The sequence below is a fragment of the Polyangium mundeleinium genome (assembly GCF_028369105.1).
In the GTDB taxonomy this organism is placed as follows: Bacteria; Myxococcota_A; Polyangia; order Polyangiales; family Polyangiaceae; genus Polyangium; species Polyangium mundeleinium.
In genome coordinates this window covers 1-21,214 of the sequence record NZ_JAQNDO010000001.1, presented here as the reverse complement: position 1 = coordinate 21,214, position 21,214 = coordinate 1, and the positions used below count along the sequence as shown (strand labels likewise).

16 protein-coding genes and 1 pseudogene are annotated in these 21,214 nt (G+C 69.1%); 10 read left to right on the top strand and 7 right to left on the bottom strand.

Features of this window, described 5'->3' with window-relative positions; all coding sequences use genetic code 11:
• Positions 1–53: 53 nt before the first annotated feature.
• From POL67_RS00085 to POL67_RS00075, 3 genes are read left to right on the top strand one after another with little or no spacing between them, the layout of a single operon-like run.
• Positions 54–1,391, top strand: coding sequence for an NfeD family protein (locus POL67_RS00085; RefSeq protein ID WP_271914088.1), 1,338 nt, complete (start codon positions 54–56; stop codon positions 1,389–1,391).
• A gap of 6 nt (positions 1,392–1,397) precedes the next feature.
• Entirely contained in the window at positions 1,398–2,381 is a 984-nt protein-coding gene (gene floA, locus POL67_RS00080) for a flotillin-like protein FloA (RefSeq protein WP_271914086.1), read from the top strand.
• 4 nt (positions 2,382–2,385) lie between these two features.
• The gene (locus POL67_RS00075) at positions 2,386–2,772 is read left to right on the top strand and encodes a hypothetical protein (RefSeq protein ID WP_271914084.1); all 387 of its coding nucleotides are present in this window, start codon (positions 2,386–2,388) and stop codon (positions 2,770–2,772) included.
• 2 nt (positions 2,773–2,774) lie between these two features.
• Here the strand turns inward: POL67_RS00075 and POL67_RS00070 are convergent, their stop codons facing one another.
• Positions 2,775–3,653 (bottom strand): SIMPL domain-containing protein, encoded by an 879-nt coding sequence (locus POL67_RS00070; protein WP_271914081.1) that lies wholly within the window; start codon positions 3,651–3,653, stop codon positions 2,775–2,777.
• A 146-nt stretch (positions 3,654–3,799) separates the two neighbouring features.
• On the opposite strand from POL67_RS00070, the gene POL67_RS00065 reads away from it, so the two are divergent.
• Together POL67_RS00065 and POL67_RS00060 are read left to right on the top strand one after the other, a co-directional pair.
• Complete coding sequence (locus POL67_RS00065) at positions 3,800–4,957, top strand: PAS domain-containing sensor histidine kinase (protein WP_271914078.1); 1,158 nt, start codon at positions 3,800–3,802, stop codon at positions 4,955–4,957.
• The gene (locus POL67_RS00060; RefSeq protein WP_271914075.1) at positions 4,902–7,301 is read left to right on the top strand and encodes an ATP-binding protein; all 2,400 of its coding nucleotides are present in this window, start codon (positions 4,902–4,904) and stop codon (positions 7,299–7,301) included. The genes POL67_RS00065 and POL67_RS00060 overlap by 56 nt, the downstream gene beginning before the upstream one ends.
• 3 nt (positions 7,302–7,304) lie before the next feature.
• On the opposite strand, the gene POL67_RS00055 is transcribed toward POL67_RS00060, so the two are convergent.
• On the bottom strand, positions 7,305–9,704 hold the full coding sequence (locus POL67_RS00055) for an FG-GAP repeat domain-containing protein (RefSeq protein WP_271914073.1): 2,400 nt from the start codon (positions 9,702–9,704) through the stop codon (positions 7,305–7,307).
• Between the two features lie 160 nt (positions 9,705–9,864).
• Here POL67_RS00055 and POL67_RS54050 point away from each other — a divergent pair.
• Positions 9,865–10,311, top strand: a pseudogene (locus tag POL67_RS54050) (NYN domain-containing protein); the annotation flags it as partial.
• A 299-nt stretch (positions 10,312–10,610) separates the two neighbouring features.
• Here POL67_RS54050 and POL67_RS00045 read toward each other — a convergent pair.
• Positions 10,611–10,838, bottom strand: coding sequence for a hypothetical protein (locus POL67_RS00045; protein WP_271914069.1), 228 nt, complete (start codon positions 10,836–10,838; stop codon positions 10,611–10,613).
• A 147-nt stretch (positions 10,839–10,985) separates the two neighbouring features.
• Here POL67_RS00045 and POL67_RS00040 point away from each other — a divergent pair, with 147 nt between their 5' ends.
• Positions 10,986–11,663 carry a hypothetical protein gene (locus POL67_RS00040; RefSeq protein WP_271914067.1) on the top strand — a complete coding sequence of 226 codons (678 nt, stop codon included), beginning with the start codon at positions 10,986–10,988 and terminating at the stop codon, positions 11,661–11,663.
• A 20-nt stretch (positions 11,664–11,683) separates the two neighbouring features.
• The gene (locus POL67_RS00035) at positions 11,684–13,246 is read left to right on the top strand and encodes a carotenoid oxygenase family protein (protein ID WP_271914065.1); all 1,563 of its coding nucleotides are present in this window, start codon (positions 11,684–11,686) and stop codon (positions 13,244–13,246) included.
• Here POL67_RS00035 and POL67_RS00030 read toward each other — a convergent pair whose 3' ends face one another.
• The 4 genes from POL67_RS00030 to POL67_RS00015 all read right to left on the bottom strand — a co-directional run bounded on the left by POL67_RS00030 (position 13,247) and on the right by POL67_RS00015 (position 18,328).
• Positions 13,247–14,086: a hypothetical protein gene (locus tag POL67_RS00030; RefSeq protein ID WP_271914063.1), complete on the bottom strand. Its 840-nt coding sequence runs from the start codon at positions 14,084–14,086 to the stop codon at positions 13,247–13,249. It abuts the gene before it with no gap.
• Position 14,087: 1 nt separating this feature from the next.
• Positions 14,088–15,713, bottom strand: coding sequence for a PAS domain-containing protein (locus tag POL67_RS00025; protein WP_271914059.1), 1,626 nt, complete (start codon positions 15,711–15,713; stop codon positions 14,088–14,090).
• Positions 15,714–15,818: 105 nt separating this feature from the next.
• On the bottom strand, positions 15,819–17,069 hold the full coding sequence (locus tag POL67_RS00020; RefSeq protein WP_271914056.1) for a plastocyanin/azurin family copper-binding protein: 1,251 nt from the start codon (positions 17,067–17,069) through the stop codon (positions 15,819–15,821).
• 149 nt (positions 17,070–17,218) lie between these two features.
• Positions 17,219–18,328: a DUF4215 domain-containing protein gene (locus POL67_RS00015; protein WP_271914054.1), complete on the bottom strand. Its 1,110-nt coding sequence runs from the start codon at positions 18,326–18,328 to the stop codon at positions 17,219–17,221.
• A gap of 68 nt (positions 18,329–18,396) precedes the next feature.
• Here POL67_RS00015 and POL67_RS00010 point away from each other — a divergent pair, with 68 nt between their 5' ends.
• On the top strand, positions 18,397–20,502 hold the full coding sequence (locus POL67_RS00010) for a cytochrome c peroxidase (protein WP_271914052.1): 2,106 nt from the start codon (positions 18,397–18,399) through the stop codon (positions 20,500–20,502).
• A complete protein-coding gene (locus tag POL67_RS00005) occupies positions 20,499–21,008 on the top strand; it encodes a hypothetical protein (protein WP_271914049.1) in 510 nt (169 codons plus the stop codon). The genes POL67_RS00010 and POL67_RS00005 overlap by 4 nt, the downstream gene beginning before the upstream one ends.
• The last annotated feature ends 206 nt before the right edge of the window (positions 21,009–21,214 follow it).

Below are 21,214 nucleotides of genomic sequence, written 5' to 3'. Positions count from 1 at the left end.
GGGGTTTTCGTGTGGCGAATCGCGCCTCGTCTCGACGTCGCGTAGGGGTTCTCGTGCTCGCTCTTTGGGCCCTCCTGTTCGGCGCGTCCGCGCGCGGCCAGGCGACGGCGCGGCCCATCGTGTACGTCGCGCCCCTTCGGGGTGAAATCGACAATGGCCTCGCGCCTTACGTGCAGCGCGCCGTGCGCGAGGCCGAGCAGGCCGGCGCCGCCGCGCTCGTCTTGCCCATCGATACCCTCGGGGGGCGCGTCGACGCGGCCCTCGTCATTCGGGATGCGCTGCTCGACGCGCGGATCCCCACGGTCGCGTTCGTCGATCCGCGGGCGATCTCCGCGGGCGCGCTCATCGCGCTCGCGGCCGAGGACATCACGATGGCCCCGGGCGCGACGATCGGCGCCGCCGCGCCCGTCGTCGCCGGGCCCCAGGGGCAAACGGAGCCCGCGGGGGAAAAGGCGACGTCGTTCGTACGCAAAGAGTTTCGCGCCACGGCCGAGGCGCGCGGCCGGCCGCCTGCGCTCTTCGAGGCCATGGTCGATTCTGATGTGGAGATCCCGGGCGTCGTGGCGAAAGGCAAGCTGCTCACGCTGACGACCGAGGAGGCGCTTGCGCTCGGCGCCGCAAACGATCGCGCCGACTCCCTCGACAACATCCTGGCGAAACGTGGTTTGTCCGGCGCGGAGATTCGCACGCTCGCGCCGAACTGGGCGGAGAGTCTCGTGCGGTTCTCGACGTCGCCCTTGGTCAGCTCGCTCCTGCTCGGGTTCGGGTTGATGGGGCTCTTCGTGGAGATCCGCACGCCCGGGTTTGGCGCGCCAGGCATCGTCGGCCTCGTTTGCCTGGCGCTGTTTTTCTGGTCGCACGCGATCCTCGCGCTCGTGGGCTGGGAGGAGCTCGCGCTCGTGGGCGGCGGAATCGCGCTCCTTTTGCTGGAGATTTTCGTGATCCCGGGGTTTGGCCTGGCAGGCGTCCTCGGCGTCGCGGCCGTGCTCACGGGGCTCGGGATGAGCTTCGTCGGGCCGGGCGTGACCACGGAGGGCGCCGTGCAAGCCGCGGCCGAGGTCGCCGTCGCGCTCGCCGTCATGCTCGTCGGGGCCGCCCTCCTTTTGCGATTCCTCCCTCGATTGCCCTTCGGCCGCAGGCTCGTCCTCGAAACCGGGCATCTCGAGCACGCGCTCCCCTTCCCGGCCTCGCCCCTCGACGCGATTTTGCCCGGCGACCTCGGCAAGGCGGCCTCGCCGCTGCGGCCTTCAGGCGTCGCGGAGATCACGGGCGCGCGGGTCGATGCGCTCTCCGAGGGCGAATACATCCCGGCCGGCACGCCGCTCGAGGTGCTTCGCGTGGAGCGGAGTTACGTGGTCGTGCGGCGCGCCGGCGAGAAAGAAAAAAGGTGAATGGCCATGTTCGGCGTGGAGCTCGGGATCATCGGGATCGTCGGCCTCGTGCTCGTGGGCCTCTTCGTCGTCCTGTACCTGATCCCCCTGCCGCTCTGGATCGCGGCGTGGGCCTCGGGGGCGTACGTGGGGCTGTCGTCACTCGTGGGCATGCGGTTTCGCCGGGTGCCGCCCGGCGTCATCGTGAATGGGCGGATCAGCGCGGTGAAGGCCGGGCTCGACGTGTCCACGAACGACCTCGAAGCGCATTACCTCGCGGGCGGCAACGTGACGCGCGTGGTCAATGCGCTGATCTCGGCCGACAAGGCGAACATCCACCTCCCGCTCAAGCGCGCCGCGGCGATCGACCTCGCCGGGCGAGATGTGCTCGACGCGGTCAAGATGTCCGTGTTGCCCAGGGTGATCGAGACGCCGCGGATCGCCGCGGTGGCGAAGGACGGCATTCAGCTCATCGCGATCGCGCGCGTGACGGTGCGGACGAACCTCGACCGGCTCGTCGGCGGCGCCGGCGAGGAGACGGTCATCGCGCGTGTCGGCGAGGGAATGGTGAGCACGATCGGCTCGGCCTCGACGCACAAGGAGGTGCTGGAGAACCCCGATCACATCTCGAAAAACATCCTCGCGCGCGGGCTCGACGCGGGCACGGCGTTCGAGATCCTGTCGATCGACATCGCGGACGTGGACGTCGGCGCGAACATCGGGGCGAAGCTCCAGATCGACCAGGCGAACGCGGACAAACAGATCGCGCAGGCGAAGGCGGAGGAGCGCCGCGCAATGGCCGTGGCGCTGGAGCAGGAGATGCGCGCGCGGGTCGTGGAGTCGGAGGCGGACGTGCCACGCGCGATGGCCGAGGCGTTCCGGTCGGGCAACCTCGGCATCTTCGATTATTATCGAATGCGGAACCTCGAAGCGGACACGGCCATGCGGCATTCGGTGGCGAACGACGTGCCCTCCGACGTGAGGCCGGCAATCGGACAAGGACGACGGTGAGGCCATGGAGGGGCTCGTCTCGCTGCTCGTCGTGCTCCTGTTTTTGATGATGCCGGTGCTGCCGGCGCTCCTCGCGCGGGCCGCCCGCAAAGCGCAGGAGCGCGCCGCGAGGGAGCTCACGGCGCACCGGCGAGCGCTTTTGGGAAGGGCGCCGCCGTCACGCCCTCTTCCCGACCGTCGCTCGCCGGTGGAATATCAATTGCTGGAAGAAATCCCCGCGCGCCCGGTCTCCCTCGAAGAGGAGCTCCCCGCGATCCCGAGCACGCTCGACGCGACCCCTGCTCCGCCGCGCCGCCGGCGCACGTCACCAGTTCTTCTGGAAAAACCTAGCGACGTGCGTCGCGCGATCCTGCTCGGGGCCCTGCTCGGTCCGCCGCGCGGCGCCGATTGAAATCACTCCGCCGGGGGCGGCTCGGGCGCCTTCTTGATGCCGAAGATGACCTCGATCGAGGTCGAATACGTCACCTCGCCCATCGCGAGCGGCGGGCCGCCGCCGCCCCATTTCGCCTCGGCCGTGGCCATCATCGGCATCGGGCCGATCGGGCCGCGCCCGATGACCTCGCTCACGCTGATCACCGGCCCGAGCTCGACCCCCGAAAGCTTCGCCAGCACCTCGGCGCGCGCCTTCGCGTCCGCGACCGCCTTCTCCCGCGCCGTCGCTTCGAGCGCCTTCGTCTCGTCGATCCCGAAGCTCACGTTCCACACATTGTTCGCCCCCGCGTCGACCGCCGTCTGCACGACGCGGCTCGCCTTCGACACGTCGCGGATCGTCACTTCCACGGTGTTGCTCACCCGGTATTTCACGGCCGGCGGAGGCGGCAACGCGACGGGACCCGAAGCCGGCGCCGCAGCCGCGGCGGCCTTCCCGCCCTTCACCGGCGCGGGCGCGGGGAGCGCCTCCGGCATGGGCATGGGCACGGGCATCGGCCCATCGATGAAGGGACGCTCGACCTGGATCGAGAAATTCGCCGTCTGGATGTCCTTGTCCTCGATACCGAGCTTCTTCAGCGCGTCGAGGATCGCCTTCATTCGCGCGCTCGTCTGGTTCATCGCCTCTTCGACCGTCGGCGCCGAGGCTTCGACGCCGAGGCTCGTCCGCGCGATGTCGGGCTTGCCCATGGCCTCGCCATGGCCGACGACAGTGATGTGACGGACCGCCTCCTGCGAGGCACCGCGCGCCCCCCAGCCGCCGTGATGGGAACCACCACAGCCGATGAGCCCGAACGAGGCGGGGACGAGCAAGACGAACGCGAGCACGGAACCGAAGCGCATACGAAAGATCCTCCTTACGAAGAAGATAACGCCGAACGGCCGCCCAACTTACAGGCGGCCGCCGGGACTCTGGCAGATGGTCAAGCGGGTGTCGAGTTCTCCCAGGGTTCCACAGACCGCTCGATCCGAGTGGAAGGGTTCATGCAATGACGCTGAATCGCCCGCCCCGCGCGCAATGTTCGTACCCGGCGCGCACGGGGCCGCCGAGCGACGAATCACGAGCGTCGCGAAACTGCACCATGTTAGCGCGATCCAAGCACCAGGAGCGACGGCAGCCCCCGCGAGCGGGCGCCGAAGGGAGGGACGGGAAGGCCTCCGGGCAAACGGCTTCCCGAACGGGCGAGCCCGATTTTCGCGCGCTCTTCGAGTCCGCGCCCGAGTGTTACCTGGTGGTCGACCCGAGCTTCACTCTCGTCGCCGCGAGCGACGCTTTCCTGCGCACGAGGCTGGTCTCGCGCGAGGCGATCCTCGGCCGCAACCTGTTCGACGTCTTTCCCGATAACCCGGACGATCCGAACGCCACAGGTTCACGCAACCTTCGCGCCTCGCTGGAGCGCGTCTTCGCGACCGGGACCCCCGACACGATGGCCGTGCAGAAGTACGACATTCGCCGGCCAGCGTCGGAGGGCGGGGGCTTCACGGAGCGGTACTACAGCCCGACGAATACCCCGGTCTTCGACGAGAAGGGAAACGTCACGCACGTCGTTCACCGCGGCGAGGACGTGACCGAGTTCATGCTCCTGAAGAAGCTCGGCGGCGAGCAGAGCCGGATCGTGGAGGAGGAGCGGACGCGGGCGCACCGGATGGAGGAGGAGCTCTACCACCGCGCGCAGGAGATCCAGCGGGCCAACGAGCAATTACGTATTGCGAACGAAAAGCTCAGCCGATTGGACGAGCTCAAGACCCGCTTCTTCTCCAACGTGAGCCACGAGTTCCGCACGCCGCTCACGCTGATGCTCGGCCCGGTCGAGGAGCTCCTCCACGGCGCGCACGGCCTGCTGCACGACGAGCAGCGACGCGAAATCGAGGTCGTCCGGCGCAATGCGCGGCGCCTGCTCAAGCTCGTCAATACATTGCTCGATTTCTCCCGGATCGAGGCGGCGCGCCTGCAGGTAGCCTACGAGCCGACCGATCTTGCGGCCTTCACCGCGGAGCTCGCGACGATGTTCCGCTCGGTCATCGAGCGCGCGGGGCTCGCGTACGTCGTCGATTGCCCCCCGCTCCCGGCCAGTCTACATCGACCGCGAAATGTGGGAGAAGATCGTCCTCAACCTGATCTCGAACGCCTTCAAATTCACGTTTGAAGGCACGATCGAGGTCGCGGTGCGCTGGGCAGGCGATCGTGTGAAGTTCTCGGTCCGCGACACCGGCACGGGCATCGCCGAGGAGGAGCTGCCGCGTCTCTTCGAGCGGTTCCATCGCGTGCAGCGGGCGCGCGGGCGCACATTCGAAGGCTCCGGCATCGGCCTCGCGCTCGTCCGCGAGCTCGTGGGGTTTCACAAAGGCACGGTCTCCGTCACGAGCACCGTCGGGCAAGGCAGCACGTTCACGGTCAGCCTTCCGGCCGGCGCGGCGCACTTGCCCGCCGAGCGCATCGGCGTCGAGCGCGAGCTCGGGCTCTCGGCGACGAACGCCGCCGCCTTCGTGGAGGAAGCGGCGCACTGGATCGATGCGCCCGCGCGGGTCGAGACGGAGCGCCCGCCGCCCGCGCGCCCCGCGCCCGCGGGCATCCGCGCCCACATCCTGCTCGCCGAGGACAACGTCGACATGCAGCGCTACATCCGCCGCCTGCTCGAACACCACCACGACGTCGAGGTGGTCGGAGACGGGATCGAAGCGCTCACCCACGCCCGCGCCCAGGTGCCCGATCTGATCCTCACGGACGTGATGATGCCGGGCCTCGACGGCTTCGCCCTCGTCCGCGCGCTGCGCGCCGATCCGCGGACGCAGGCCGTGCCTGTGGTGATGCTCTCGGCACGCGCCAGCGAGTCGGCGCGCGTGGAGGGGGCCGAGTTCGGCGCGGACGATTACCTGGTCAAACCCTTCTCGCCGCGGGAATTGCTGGCGCGGGTCGACGCGCGGATCGAACTGTCGCGTCTGCGCCGGCAGGTGGCGCAGGAGACCGAACGCCTGCGTGAGAGCGAGCAGCGCTTCCGCACGCTGGCCGACACGGCGCCCGTCGCCATCTGGATGGGCGACGCGTCTGGGGCGTGCGAATACATGAGCGCCGCCTGGCTGCGGCTTACGGGTCAGACGCAGGAACAAACGCTCGGCCTGGGCTGGGTCACTCCGATCCACCCCGAAGATCGCCAGCGTGTCGCGCAGACCTTCGCCACCGCGGCGGCCGTCGGCGAACCCTTCACGCTCGAGTATCGCTTGAAGGTCGCCGACGGATCGTACCGGTGGGTCCTCGATTACGGCGCCCCGCGACGGAGCGAGGATGGGAACTTCCTCGGCTTCATCGGCTCCTGCACCGACATCACCGAGCGCAAGCAGGCCGAGCAGATGCAAGTCGAGGCGGATCGGCGCAAAGACGAATTCCTCGCAATGCTCGCGCACGAGCTCCGTAACCCCCTCGCGCCCATGCGGACGGCGCTGCACATCATCCGGGCGCGGCAGGCAAACGCGGCGACCGATCGGCACCTTCAGATCCTCGAACGCCAAACCGACAACCTCGCGCGCCTCGTCGACGACCTGCTCGACGTCTCACGCCTGACCCGAGGCAAAATCGAGCTCCGCAAGGAGCGGCTCGACATCAGCACCGTGGTCGCGCGCGCTGTGGACGCGACGCGCGGGCTCATCGAGGGGCGGCACCACACGCTCACGGTCGAGCTCCCGGACGAGCCCGTGCCCGTCTTCGCGGACGCCGTTCGCCTGGAGCAGATCCTCGTCAATCTGCTCACGAACGCGGCGAAATACACCGATCCAGGCGGGCACATCGATCTGCGCGTCACGCGAATGGGCGCGCAGGTGGAGATCAGCGTGCACGACGACGGCGTGGGGATCGCGCCGCACATGCTCGACCGGGTGTGGCACATCTTCGAGCAAGTGGAGCGCACGCTCGATCGGGCCCAGGGCGGGCTCGGGATCGGGCTCTCCATCGTGCGACACCTGGTCGAGATGCACGGCGGGACCGTGGAGGCGCGGAGCCCCGGCCTCGGCCACGGCAGCACGTTCCTCGTGTGGCTGCCCCTCGCGCCCGAGGAGCCGGCGCGCGCCTCGACGGTGCCTGCGCTTCCGGCGACGATCCTCCCGACAAACCATCGAAATGCAGGCCGGAGGCTCCGTGTCCTCGTGGTGGACGACAATATCGACGCCGCGGGTATGATCGGCGAGCTCGTGCGGGAGCACGGCCACGAGGTGCGGGTCGTCCACGACGGGCTCACCGCGCTCACGGCCGCGGGCGAGCAGCGCCCCGACGTCGTCTTCCTCGACATCGGATTGCCCGGCATGGATGGCTACGAGGTCGCCCGGCGCCTGCGCGCCTCGGGTCATTGCCCGGCCGAGCTCGTCGCGCTCACCGGGTATGGACAGGAGTCGGACCGCCGGCAGACCGCGGCGGCCGGCTTCACGCAGCACCTCGTGAAGCCAGCCCATCCCGACGAGGTCCTGGGTCTGCTCGACGCGGTCTCGGCCGCCGCTGATTGACGCTTACTTCGGCGAATTGCAGGCGCCGCTCGCCGGCGCCGAGACGTTGTTGTCGGTGCGGCACTCGGTCCAGGCCGGGTGCGGCACGCTGGTGTCATCGACGACGGCGTAAATCGGCACGGTCCCATTCACGACGTCGCCGGGCGCCCCAGCGAGCGGGAGCAAGACCGACTCGGACTCCGCCGGATAAAGGACCTTCGAGGTCGTCCCCTGCCCGAGAAGCTCACCATTGGGGTGGTTTCCCTTGTAAAACCCGACGACCACGCCCGCGGGCAAGGACGCCTCGCCCACGTTGCGCACGACCGCCACGAGCCCGTAAGGACCAAAGCAGACGGGCGCGAGCGAGACGACCGCATCCGGCGCGGCAAACTCGCTGCCCGGCTGCTTGTTCTGGCGGAAATTGTTGAGGCCGGGCTGGAGGTAGTTCGGCAGCTCCTTTGCCGGGATCGTCCCGTCCTCCTCGACGTTCGTGATGTGGTAGGCGTGCTCGTTCCACACGCGCCGCGTGCGCACCCACTTGCCCGAGGTGTCGCCGAAGATCCGCACGCCCGATTGCGCGATGCTCACGCCGTCGTTGCATTGCAGGCTCGCGCTCGACTGCCCGTAGGCATTCGACACGGCCACGATGTCGGCGTGCCCGTCGTTGTCCACGTCCGCCACGACCGGGTTTTCGATCAAGGTCGCGGTCGTGTTGCACCGCTCCCATAACACGTTCCCCGTCGGCCCCTCGTAGACGCGCAGCCGCTGCTGATCCGAATACACGACCTCGGCCTTGCCGTCGCCGTCGAAATCGAAGACCGTGCTGCCCGTCGAGGCGCTCGAACAATCGGACGTTTGCTTGATCCACAAGAACGCCTCGTTCCCCGGCACGGCCGCGTCGACGAGCTTCTTGCCGTCGAGCACCGCATAGCCCACGCCGCCGGCCATCGCCACGTCGGGCGTCCCATCGCCATTGAAATCGGCGATCGTGGGCGGACCGCCGCCGTGCGTGCTGCCCCAGCTCCCCGCGGGGCAAAGCGAGGGGCTGAGCGGGCCGTTGATGTCGAGCGCGGGGCGCACGATCGCGAACTTGCCCGGCGCCGCCGCGTCGTACCGCCACACGACGAGCGCGTGGTTCAGGTTGTCCACGACGACCACCTCGGGCTTGCCGTCGGCGTCGAAATCACCGACCGCCGGCCAGGGGCTCTTCCAGTCCTGCGTCGCGTAGAAGTTGCTCTGGTTCGCCGTCGCCGTGTCGAGCAACAACGTGCCGGCCGCGTCGAAGACCTGGCTGCCCGTCACGATGTCGAGCACGCCGTCACCGGTCACGTCGCTGACGACGAACGAGCTCGAAAGCTCCGTCGAGAACGAGGCCTTCACCGCGCCCGTCGCGCCGTCGAGGATGCCGCCCTCGACCACGACCTCCACCGTCCCGTCGCCGTCGAGATCCGCGACCGCGGGCATGAAGCAACGCATCGGCGGCGTCGTCCAGAGCAGGCTCCCGTCGCCCTTCAGCGCGCGCACGCCCGCGTCCGCGCCCTCGGCGCACGCGACGACCTCGTTGCCCGCCGCGCCGTCGATGTTGCCGGCCGCGAGCTGCTTCGTCGGGTGGATGCCCGGCGCAGTCCACTTCTCCACGACCTGCCCGCCCACGACGCTGATCGCGTGCAGGATCCCGGCGCCGCCGTAGGCGCCGCCCGTGAAGGTCGTGAACACGATCTCCGGGATGTCCTTCGCCGTGATCTTCCCGTCGCAGTCGTCGTCGTCGAGCTCGATCACGATCGGCGACATCATCACGTCGGTCGAGAAAGGCGCCACGAGCTGCCCGCCCCAGGCGAACTTGAGCTCGGGCGCGAACGTGGATGCCACGGGCTTGTATTGGCAGGACTCGAGGCACGTGAGCGGATCACCCGGGTTCGGCGCGGGCATGCCCAGCGCGCACGTCGGCGGCTTCGGCAGGCATTTGCCCGAGGGCACCTGCGCCCCGCCCATGCACCCCGCGTCCACGCCGCCGTCCGTGCCCTGCGGATCACCGAGCGAGAACTCGCAATACTCGCCCGCCGCGCAGTCGCCCGACTCGGCACAGCTCGCCCCGGGCGTCACACACTTCTGGAACGAGCAGACCTGGCCGCCGCCGCAACACGCGTCGCCGCACGCGAGGTCCACCGCGCAGCACACGCCGCCTGCGCAGACGCCGCCATCACACGCCTCGCCGGTCGGGCAGCTCCCCGCGTCGAAGAGCGTGTCGTCGCCGCCCGTCCCCGACGACGACGATCCGCCCATGCCGCCCGTGCCCGTCGTGCTGCCCGAGGCCGCGCCCGCGCCCCCCGAAGATGATCCACCGTCCCCGCACCCTTGACCCAGCGCCGCGAGCAGGGCCGCGGCCGATGAAGAAAGTACCAGGAAGGCAAACCGTCGTCGCATCCCGGGAGAAGTGGCACTGCGACGCACGGGCGTGAAGGACAAATCTCGGGGGTCGACCCTTCCAGACTCCGGTGACACCCGAGATCCGCGTCGGGGTTCGCTTGACGCACCTCACCGCCCCAGCCTAGGCTCGTCGTCCCGGATCGTCGGGGGGAACTCCATGCCTCAAGTCGAGCGGATCAGGACCGCGCTTTTCGTCGATTTTGACAACATTTACCTCGGGCTCCATCGGGTCGATCCGGAAGCCGCAGAGGTCTTCGCCACCGAGCCCACGCGCTGGCTCGCGTGGATGGAGCGGGGTCTCATCGCCAAGGCGCAGAGCAGCGAGTCGGGCACGACGCCCCTCTCGGTCCTCGTCCGCAAGTGCTACCTGAACCCGAAGACGTTCCACAAGTACCGGCCGTACTTCACGCGCGCCGCGTTCGAGGTGGTCGATTGTCCGCCGCTCACGTCGCTGGGCAAGACGAGCTCCGACATCCGCATGGTCATGGACATCCTCGACACGCTCGGCCACCCGACGCGCTTCGACAAGTTCGTGATCATGTCGGGTGACGCCGACTTCACGCCCGTGTTGCTGCGGCTCCGCGCACACGACCGGCGGACCGTGGTCGTGGCCGTCGGGTACGCGGCCTCGGCCTACACGGCCGCGTGTGATCGGCTCATCACCGAGGACCGCTTCATCGAGGACATGCGCGTCCCGGGCGAGAGCGAGGGCTACGAACCGCCGGCAGCCTCGCCGCTGCGCGAGCGGTCGTTCTCGATGTTCCCGTTGGCTTCCATCGCGCCCCCGCCAGCCTCGTTGCCCGCGGGCGACGCGGGCGCGGAGCTGCTCGCGCAGATGGCCGCGGCCGTCGTCGGCGCCGCGCGTGCGGCCGGGAGTTTGCCCGCCGCGAGCCTGCCGCGCGTCTACCGTCGCTTCCAGGAGTTCTCCTCCGCGAACGACTGGCTCGGCTTCAAGAGCCTCCGCGCCCTGACGGAAGAACTCTGCCGGCGCGACAGCCGCCTGCGCATCATCGAAGACGAGGCCGAAAGCTGGCGCGTGGTAAGCGACACCTCGGCCGCGGCCGCGCTCTCGCTCCCCACGCCCACGTTGTCCACGCAGGCGCTCGTCCCGCCGCCGCCGCCGGTCCCCATGCCGATGTCGAGCCCGGCGCCGAGCCTCCCGCTCCCGTCGGCGCCGAGCCGAACATCCAGCTCTCGACCGCGATCGAGCCCTCGCCCGACACCCTCGCGCGCCCCTCGGATCTACGTGCTGAGATCGTCCGCGTCCTGCGCGATTACGTGTCGAGCTCGCCGCGCCCCGTCACCATGGCGTCGGCCTCGCAGGAGGTCATCCGGCGGCTCGGCAACGTGGTCGTCGACAGCCGCTGGGCCGGGACCGGGAGCTTCAAGGATCTGCTCCTCCACGCGAGTGATCCCGGCTTCGTCGTGCACACGGCGAGCCCGGGCCACCTCTACGATCCCACGCGGCACGACGCGCCGCAGGCCGAGAGCGAGGACTGGCCGCCGCCCTCACGCGACGAGTTCTGGGGCGTGCTCCGGCGCGTCCACGAGATCACGGGCGTGCCCGTCCTCCGGCCGCCGGAGTTCGGCCTGCTCTTCCTGACGATCGCGGACATCCTCGGCCGGAACTCCTTCCAGGTCACGTCGACCTCGAAATCGGTGCGAGACGCGCTCCTCACGGAGGGCCATTCCGTGTCGCGATCGGCCGTGACGTTCGTCCTGCGTGGCATCATGTACGGCGGGCTGCCGCTGCACGAGGCGCCAAAGCCCTGGGGCGCGCGCCTGCTCGCCGAGGCGTTCCAGCGCAACGTGCTCGCGATGTGCGAGGACGCCGAGCTGAACCTCTCCGCGGCCGAACGCGCGGCGGTCGAGCGGTGGCTCCTCGGCGCCATCGAGGACGCGTCCCCCGTGCAGGCGGGCGAGGTCAACGGGACGGCACAAGAAGCCAAGGTCTGAGCCTCGAAAGGATCGCTTCCATGGGCCTCGTCGAAGACCTCCTCCTCGCGCTCGACAAGAAGAGGCCGAGGCCCCGTTCGTTCCGGCCAAACCCTTACCTCGAAGGCAATTTCGCGCCGGTGGGCCGGGAGAGTGATGCGCCGTCGCTCGAGGTCCTCCAGGGCGAGGTCCCGCGCGCGCTCCGCGGCACGCTCTATCGCATGAGCCCCGGCCCCCGGTTCGAGCCGCCGAACCCGGATCTTTACCATTGGTTCGACGGCGACGGCATGATCGACGCCTTCGTGCTCGCGGACGGCCGCGTCTCCCACAAGAATCGCTGGGTCCGCACGGAAAAACTCGCCCTCGAAGAGCGCGCGGGGCAAGCGCTGTACGGCGGGATCCGCGACCTCGCCCAGTCGACGACGATCGAGGGCTGGCTCGCGCTCGGCTTCTCCGGGCAGGAGCTGATCACCCTCCAAGCGCAGGCGCTCCTTGGAAAAGGGCCGAGCCACGAGCAATTCGAACGCATCTTGCGCGCCGTCGACCGCAGCAACACGAGCATCCAGCGAATGGCGGGCCGGCTGCTCACGCTCGTCGAGGGCTCGGCCGCGCACGAGATCGACCCGGTCACGCTGGCGACGACGGGCCGCTTCGATTTCGGCGGCGCCGTGCAACCCGGCAAGGGAGGCATGGTCGCGCACCCCAAGATCGAGCCGGGCACGGAGACGATTTACACGTTCGGCTACTGGGGCGGCCGCGGCGGGCTCACGTACCACGTGTTCGGCAAGGATGGCTCTTCGCGCCTCTCGCGGGACATCGAGGCGCCGTTCCCCTCGATGATGCACGATTTCAGCGTGACCGAGACCCGCGCCGTCTTTTATCACCTGCCGGCCGTGTTCCGCGTGGACGACATGAAGAGCACGAACACGGTCCGCTGGCAGCCCTCGCGCGGCGCGCGGATCGGCGTGGTTTTACGCGACGACCCCGCAGCGCCCGTGCGCTGGTACGAGATCCCGCCCTGTTACGTCTTCCATCCGATGAACGCGTTCGACGACGGGAATGCAGTCGTCCTCGACATCGTCCGCTACCCGCGTTTGCCGCTCTTCGATCCGGGCGGCGAGACCTTGAACCCGCGTATCGAGGAATATCCGCCGGGCCTGCTCGTGCGGCTCCGGCTCGACCTCGACACCGGCCGCATCAGCGAAACGGTGCTCGACGACGCGCCCTGCGAGTTCCCCGTCGTCGACCCGCGGTTCGCGACACGCCGCCATCGATACGGCTGGGTCGCGGCGCGCCTCGCCCCGACGTGCGGCCGGGGCATCATGAATGCGATCGGCCGCGTCGATTTCGAGACCGGCGAGGTTCGATATCGCAACCTCGGCCGCTCGACCTACACGAACGAGGCGTTGTTCCTCCCGCGCGACGAACAAGCGCCGGAGGGCGACGGGTATCTGATCACCACGGTCTACCACGCCGACGAGGGCACGAGTGATCTCCTGATCCTCGACGCGGCGAACGTCGACGCCGAGCCCGTCGCCGTGGTCCGCGCCCGCCAGCGCGTCCCGTTCGGCTTTCACGGCACGTGGGTCCCCGCGTCGGCCTGATCAGGCAAGCGCGCCCCATAACTCGCAGAGCTGCTCCGTCGAGAGATCCCCCCGGTACGCCTCGGGATCCCTCCCCTTCCCTGCCTCGAACGCTTGCACGCACCGCGCGACCGTCGCCGCGGAGGCCCCGGTGATCCTCGTGATCGCCTCGCTCGAATACCCCTCCTGGTGCAGCCTGACCACGAGGTGCGGGCGCCCCTTTTTCGTTCGGCGAGGCTCGATCGTGAATCGGTAAGCCCGCGCCAGAAATGCGCGCCGCTCCGGCGTCGCGCCCTTCTTCAAGGTCAACCCCACCCGCGGCGAGTCGAAGACCTGCGCCGTGCCGCCCCGGGGATCCTCGTGGGCCAAAAACAACGGCGAGCCTTCTCGAGGATCGATCGACCCCTCAAAAGAACCCGCGAGCGCCGCCACACTCTCCTTGCCGGTCCGCGAGAGCACGTGATCGACACACGTGCACGACCCTTCGATCACTACGTCGCTCGGCGCTTCCGCGATACTACGAATCAGAATGCCGACGTAGGTCTCGGGCCGGCGCCCCATGGCGATGTCGACGCCCTTGTACGTCCCGCCCTTGTACGTCCCGCCCTGCCGATGAAAATACCAGATCCCGGAATCGACCTGGCTCGGATCCCGATGCGCGAATGGGTCATCGTGCCCGGGTCCGTGCCAGTAAAACTCGATCTCGGTGAGCCGATGCGGCGAGCCGGCGATGAAAAGCGTCGCGTGATTGAGCAAAACATCCGCCGCGCGGCGAAATGCCTCGACGTGGAGCTCGTCCGGAACGCCCGGTCCGGGCAGCGTCGACGCGAGGATCGGTGTGAGCGGGGTCGGGCTCGGCATGTCACGTCCTCGGGCTCGGCCGACCCTGACCCTTACCTGCCTTCGCGGCGAGCCGGCGGCGCCTCGCCTCCTCCGCCCCCCGCATGCCCGCCCGGAGGTCCGCGTACGTCACGAGCGCGCCGAAATCGACCCCGAGGTCCACGATCGTGCGCGCCACGTCCGGCGACACCCCCACGAGCGCGGTCTCCGTGCCGAGCAGGCCTGCCGCGCGCGTGGCCCGGAGGAGCTGCTCGGCCACGGACGCGTCGATCGAAGGCACGCCCGTGATGTCGATGAGCACCGTCTCCGCCTGATGATGCTGAATGCCCGCGAGCAGCGCCTCCATGAAATGCTGCCCCCGCGCCTCGTCCATCTGCCCCACGAGCGGCGCCACGAGCACGCCCTTCGCCAGCGGCAAGAGCGGCGTCGAGAGCTGCCGGATGAGCTCCATCAGCTTCGTCTGCGTCTCCAGGAGCACGAGCTCCCGCCGCTTCGCGTCCTCGGCCGATTTCCGATCCGTGATGTCCTCGCTCATTCCAATGAGGAAGAGCGGCTCCCCTGCTTCATCGTAAAGCGGGATCTTGCGGGTATGGCAGACGCGCACGCCCGTGCCATAGGTCGGGACGGTCTCCTCGGGGATGTCCACGATGACCCGGCCCCCGAAGACCGCCCGGTCCGCCTCGATGAACTCGGCGGCGGTCTCCTTCGGAAAAATATCGTGATCGGTATGGCCGAGCCAGCTCCCGATCGGCGACGTGAACTGCTCCTCCATGTACTTGTTGATGTGGATGTACCGCAGATCCTTCGCATCCTTGATGAAGATCATCATCGGGATGTTGTCGAGGATCGAGTCGAGGAACTGCGACGTGCTCCGGAGCGATTGCTCGGTCTCCCGTTGTTTCGTGACGTCCTCGAAGATCGAGCCCACGCATTGCCCCGACAGCGGGAAGGCCTTGATCGCCCAGGCAGCGTCCTTGCCCGTCTTTGCGTCCGTCGTCGTGTAATCGATATCCACGGTCTTTTTCTCGTGGACCACCTCGACGTACCGATCGATGAGCCCCCTTTGCCGCGGAACGCTGGAGACCTCGTCGAGCAGCTTTCCCACGAACTTCGACGTGGGCCGCTGCGTGAGCTGCTCGGCGGCGGGGTTGCCGTACACGCAGCGCAGCCCCGCCTCGCCCCCTTGCGATTCTTCCAGCCGGTAGACGTAGAGCCCGAGCTGCATGGCCTCGACCACCTCGGCACAACGCGCTCGGTGTTCCTCCTCGGCCGTACGCAGGCGCACCCGCACGAGCGCGCCCCGACCGCCGTCGACGGCACATGCAATCGCGAGGAGCGAGCTGCCCGGGGCCCCGAGGTCGAGCTCGAGCCGCTCGCGCGCCCCTGCGAGCACGTCCTCGATCCCCCTCGCGGCCCCGAGCGCCGCGCCTTCGAGCACGCTCGTCGGCAAGAGCCGGAACGCGCCATGGCGCTCGAAGAACGGCAGGAAGCGCGTGCCCTCCTCGGAGGCGAAGAGACGGTCCATACGCGGGTTCGTGAGCCGAACGCGGCCGCGGCCGTCGACCAGCGCGGTCGCGTCATCGAGGACCGAAAGCAGGAGATCCGGGTGGATCGAGAACGAGGCTGGCGCTCCGTCGTGGGTTGCCATGACTTTGCCGGGGACGATAACACGGCCCGGCAAGTTGGGCGACGGCGCACGAGAAGGCGGGCACGCCTCGGACGAGGGCGCCCGCACTTCACCGTCATCTCGCTGTCACGGAACGACGAACACCGCGCCGTTCATGCCGAGCGTCGCGTGCGGCACGCAGTAGAACGGATACGTGCCCGGCGTCGACAGCGTGAAGTCCTTCGTGCTGCCCGAATTCGTCACCGGGACGAAGGGGCCACTCGCCGCGGGCGTGGCCGTGCCGTTCGCGACCTCGCCGCCCTGCAACGGATGGCTGGCGAAGTTGCCCGAAAACGTCACGACCGTCCCCGCCTTCACCTTGATGCACTTCGGGTTGTAGGAAAGGCCGCTGAACGTCACCGTTGTCGCCGTCTGGGCCGTGAGGTCATCCGCCCCTGCCAGCGTGCAGCCATTGACGACACTCGCCACGCACTGGTTTTCGACGCACGTGTCGCCGTTCGTGCAATCGCCGTCGACGTTGCACCCGACGCACGAGCCCGCGGCGTTGCAGACCTTGCCGCCGGACTCCATGCACATGCTCCCCTCCGCCAAGGGGATATACTCGGGCAAACCATTGCTGCAGGCGTCCGTCGTGCAGGACTTCCCGTCGTCCGGGAGGTCCATGTCGTCGTTCTCGAACGTCGTGGCGCCGAGGCCGTCGCAAACTTGCGACTTGCAGTCGCCGGCCGTTTGCGCCGAGGTCGGCGTGCCGGCCATCGTGGCCTCGACGCCGCACATGCCATTCGTGCACGTCGCCTGCTCGCACTCGTTTGACGGGGTCGGGCAGTCGGCCGGCGTGGTGCAAACAGCGCTGCCGCCCCCAGCGCCGCCCGTGCCGCCCATTCCACCGGCGCCGCCCATTCCACCGGCGCCGCCCATTCCACCGGCGCCGCCCATTCCACCGGCACCGCCCATTCCACCGGCACCGCCCATTCCACCGGCACCGCCCATTCCACCGGCGCCGCCCATTCCACCGGCACCGCCCATTCCACCGGCGCCGCCCATTCCACCGGCGCCGCCCATGCCGCCCATGCCGCCGCCGCCCATACCCCCGACACCGCCCATGCCGCCGGTCCCGCCGCCGACACCGCCCATGCCGCCGGTCCCGCCGCCGACACCGCCCATGCCGCCGGTCCCGCCGCCGACACCGCCCATGCCGCCGGTCCCGCCGCCGACGCCGCCCATGCCGCCGGTCCCGCCGCCCGAGCCCCCGGAGCCCGTCTGTTCGATCTGCGAGCGATCCACGCTCGCGATGAGCTCGCAGCCCGAAGCGAAGGAAACGAGCCCCGCGGCCGCAAGCACGGCGCCGGTCAGGATTTTTGCATTCTGCATCTTCATGAGGTGCCTCGAAGGGTAAGGGTCTCTGAACGGCCAGCCAGCGGCCTGAACGGCACCGGCAATTGGCAAACTTTCACCCGCCTGTCAAGCATCTTGCGGCGGCAGATATTTGCAGCTCCCACGGTCCACACGTCCTGCGGGTTTGTCGTTCAATCGGTGGATTTGCAGTCCGCCGCGCAGCCGTCGAAATTCGCGACATTCCCGTCGTCGCACACTTCGCCCGCGTCGAGGATTCCGTCGCCGCACGTCGGAATCGTGCAATCGAGCCGACAAGCCGAGGGCACGTCGAGCGCCACGATCCGGACCATGGCCGTTCGATCGAGCACGATCGCGTCGCCGCTGCCGTCCGCCCATTCCCAGCGCTCGATGCCCTGGACGAAGCTCGGCACGACGTCGATCACCCACGCGCCCGGCGAGAGCAGGCCCGAGAGCGCACCGCCGTCCGTGTTGCCGTCGAACTGCCAGTCCCCGCGCGCCGTCGTCGGATCGAGCAGCGAGAATTCGCCCTTCGTGTCGTCCGAGGCCGCGACGAACGTGCCCGTGGGCAAGCCGAAAAACGACATCTCGACGCGCCCAGGAGGCTGGATCTCTCCGCCTGCGTTCTTGTCCACCCCGTGGACCGCGACGAGCCCGAGCAGGCCGTTTGGCGTGACGTCACGGTACAAGAAAAGTTTGCTCGCCCCGAGCTCCTCGAACCCCGTGTGCGCGCTCGCCGAACCGTAGTCGTAAAACGAGACGAGCGGCAAGGGCCGCGTGACGGGCAGGACGGGCCGCACGAGCGCGCCTTGCAGCAGCAAAAAAGCCGGACGGTCAGCGTTCTCCGCGCCCGCGTCGCAGGCCTCCACGCCCACCTGCACGAAGCCGTCGCCGCACGTCGCCGGCAAACACCGCGACGGGCAATCGTCCGTGTCGATGCCATTGCCATCGTCGCAAACTTCCCCCGGCTCGACGATGCCATTGCCGCAGCTCGGCAGCGCGCACGTCGCCGTGCATCCGTCGCCGGAGACGAGGTTGCCGTCGTCGCAGGCCTCGACGAAGGCCCATACGATGCCGTCGCCGCAGCGCGCGAGGGCGCAGCCGGGAACACAAGCATCGACGGCGACTTCGTTGGGGTCGTCGCAAGCTTCGCCGGGATCGACGAGCCCGTCGCCGCAAAACGGGTCACGCCGCTCGGCCTCCGGGGCGAAAAGCGTGCTGCGTGCGCCGCACGCGACAGCGAAGCCGAGGAGCGTCACGACCGCGAGACCCCGCGCGTGCATGCGAGCGACCCTACCACGATCGCGCCGCCTCTTGCCGCGCGCGCGGCGCTCCGATAGAGCTTTTCCTCGTGGGTGGACCAAACCCTCGCCTTCTTTTCGCCTTCGCGATCGCGATCGCCTCGCCCCTCGCTTGTTCGTCGCCCAAGGACACGCCGGACGCTTCCGCGCCCGCGCCTTCGGCCTCGCAAGCCATCGCGCCGCCTGCTTCGAGCGCCGCGCCCGCACCGCCAAAACCCCTTTCGCCGGCCGAACAGCAAGGCAGCGTGATCGCGCGGAGCCGCCAGGGGGATGCTCTCTTCGTGGCCGACGAGGATCACAAGGTCCTTCGCCGAATCCCGCTCCCGCTCGCGCCGGGCGTGGCCGCGACGGAGGTTCCGCTCCCCGGCGCGCCGGCCGCGGTCCTTCCGATCGACGGCGCCGTGCTCGTGACGATTCGCGATCCCGGCCTGCTCCTCGTGCTCAAGCCCGACGCGTCCGGCGCCCTCGCCGAGGCGAGCCGCGTGCCTTTGCCCGCGGATGCATGGGGCCTCGCGGCGACGTCGGACGCGCGCCACGCGTTCGTGACGAGCGCGTGGACGCACATGGTTTCAAAGATCGATCTCGTGACAGGAAAGGTCGTGTGGTCGGCGGACGTCGCGCGTGAGCCGCGCGGCATCGTGGTGCTCGGGAGCGGCGAGATCCTCGTGAGCCACCTCGTGGGCGCGGACGTGACGCACATCGGCGAAGAATCCGGCGCGCCGGTCGTGACGACGATCGGCGTGATGCCCTCGCCCGTGCGCGCGCCGTCGGGCAAGAAGCTCCACGCTTCGCTCGGATATTCGCTCGTGACCTCGCCCGACGAGGGTCGGCTCTTCGTGGCGCGGCACGCGGTGGGCGCGCTCGCGCGGCGCTCGTGGTTCGGGCAGCCGACGGTGGACGTCGTGCTCCTGCCCGGAAAAATTGGCCGCGCCGCGCCGGAGCAGCTCGCCGCGACGCACGTGGGCGGACTGCCTTCGCAAAAGAGCCGGGTCGCGGATCTGACGATGACCGCGGACACGCCTGTGTCGATCCCGGGCCGCGACAAGGGCCCGTTCACGCAGCCGCGCGCCATGGTCTACCGCGCGAAATCCGACACGCTGCTCGTCGCGGGCGAGGGCGACGACGTCGTCACCGAGCTCGACGCGGTCGCGCTCGATCCGACGCTCGCGATCGTTCGTATCTTCCAGGTGGGCCAGAAATACGACCCAGGATACGGCGCGGCCGGTGAATGCGGCGCGCCCGCGGGAATCGCGCTCTCGGCCGACGAGGATACGGCGTACGTGTTCTGCCGCGCGACCTACGACGTGGTCGCGCTCGACCTCACCGCGCCGGCGCCTGTGGATCCTATCGTGCGGGATCGACAAGCCCTCGTGCACCTCGCCGACGACACCCTCTCGGCCGAGGCGCAAAAAGGGCGGCGGCTCTTCTACAACGCGACGGATCCCATTCTGAGCGGCGGCCTCGGCTGCGCGGGTTGCCACCCCGAGGGGCGCGACGACGGGCACGTCTGGCACGAGGCCACGTTCGACACGATCGACGGGCTGCATACGAACTTCGTGGGCGTCTACGAAAACATCCCCGACCTGGCCAAGGCCAAAGGTTTTCCGCGCCGAACCCCCATGCTCGCGGGCGTCGTGAGCGCGGCGGGCCCTTATGGCTGGCACGGCGAAAACGCGGACCTCGGCGCGCGCGTCACGGCCGGCATGAGCCTGCATCGCTGGGGCGGCATGCCGCAGAACATTGGCGGCGCCGCGGTGGGGCGCGCCTCGCTCGTGGCCACGTTCGTGCGCGAGGGCCTCGTCCCGCCCCCGCGGGAGAACCGCGAGCTCACCGACAAGGAAAAACGCGGGCGCGAGCTCTTCCTCAACAAAGGCACGAAATGCGCCCACTGCCACGTGCCGGAGACGCATTACACGGATCGCACGCCGTATCCGCTGAAGCGCCTGCCGCCCGTGAGCGGCTTCGACGAGGAGTCGAAGCAGGAGTTCAAGACGCCCTCGCTTCGGTTCGTCGCCGGCAGGGCGCCTTATTTCCACGACGGCCGCGTCTCGACGCTCGAAAAGCTCGTCGAGCTGAACGGCGATCGTATGGGCAACACGAGCCATCTTTCCGCCGAGGACCGCGAGGCCCTCGTCGCCTTCCTGAAGACCTTATGAGCCGCGCCCGGACCCTCGCCGCCTTGCTCTTCCTCGCGCTCTTGCCGGCCGCCAAGGCCGATCCGCCGGCACCTGCGAACGAGGAAGAAAAGCCGATCGATTTCGAGCCGATCCCGATCGAGGAAGGCACGCCGAAGCCGCCCACGCCGGCCGAATGGCAATCCGCGACGCGCGTGCGAATCCACCGCAAAGGCCCGCGCGCCGAGCATTGCCGGGCGTGGCGGGCGCGGGGCTGGCTCAAGGTCCATTGCGACACACAGACCACCGCGGCCTCGCTCGTCGGTGGCACGAACCGCGGCGTCTCGCTCTGGATGCCCGAGCCCAAGGAGGGCGTGCCCGCGCCCCCGTCGGGCCAGGTGATGTTCCCGATCAAGCCGGGCGATCGGCGGATCTTCGAGCTGTTCTCGTTCGGCGAGACCTACGGCGGCTCCATGGTCTCGCCGGGGCTCGTCCTGCAAGAGCACTGGATCGAAGGGGAGCCGGCGCCGACCCTGGTGCTGCGCTGACAAACCGTTTTTCTTTCGTCGCGGGAGGAATGTTTCCATGAAGGCTCTTCGTTGGCTCACGTTCGGCACGGCTTTCCTCGGCTTTGGCCTCGCCGCCGCGTTCGGCTGCGGCGGCGGCGCGCAGGAGGGCGGCGGCGCCGTGAAGGAGCCGGGCGCGGGCACGACGGAGGCAAAACCCACCGAGACGACGGCCAAGGCCGACCCGC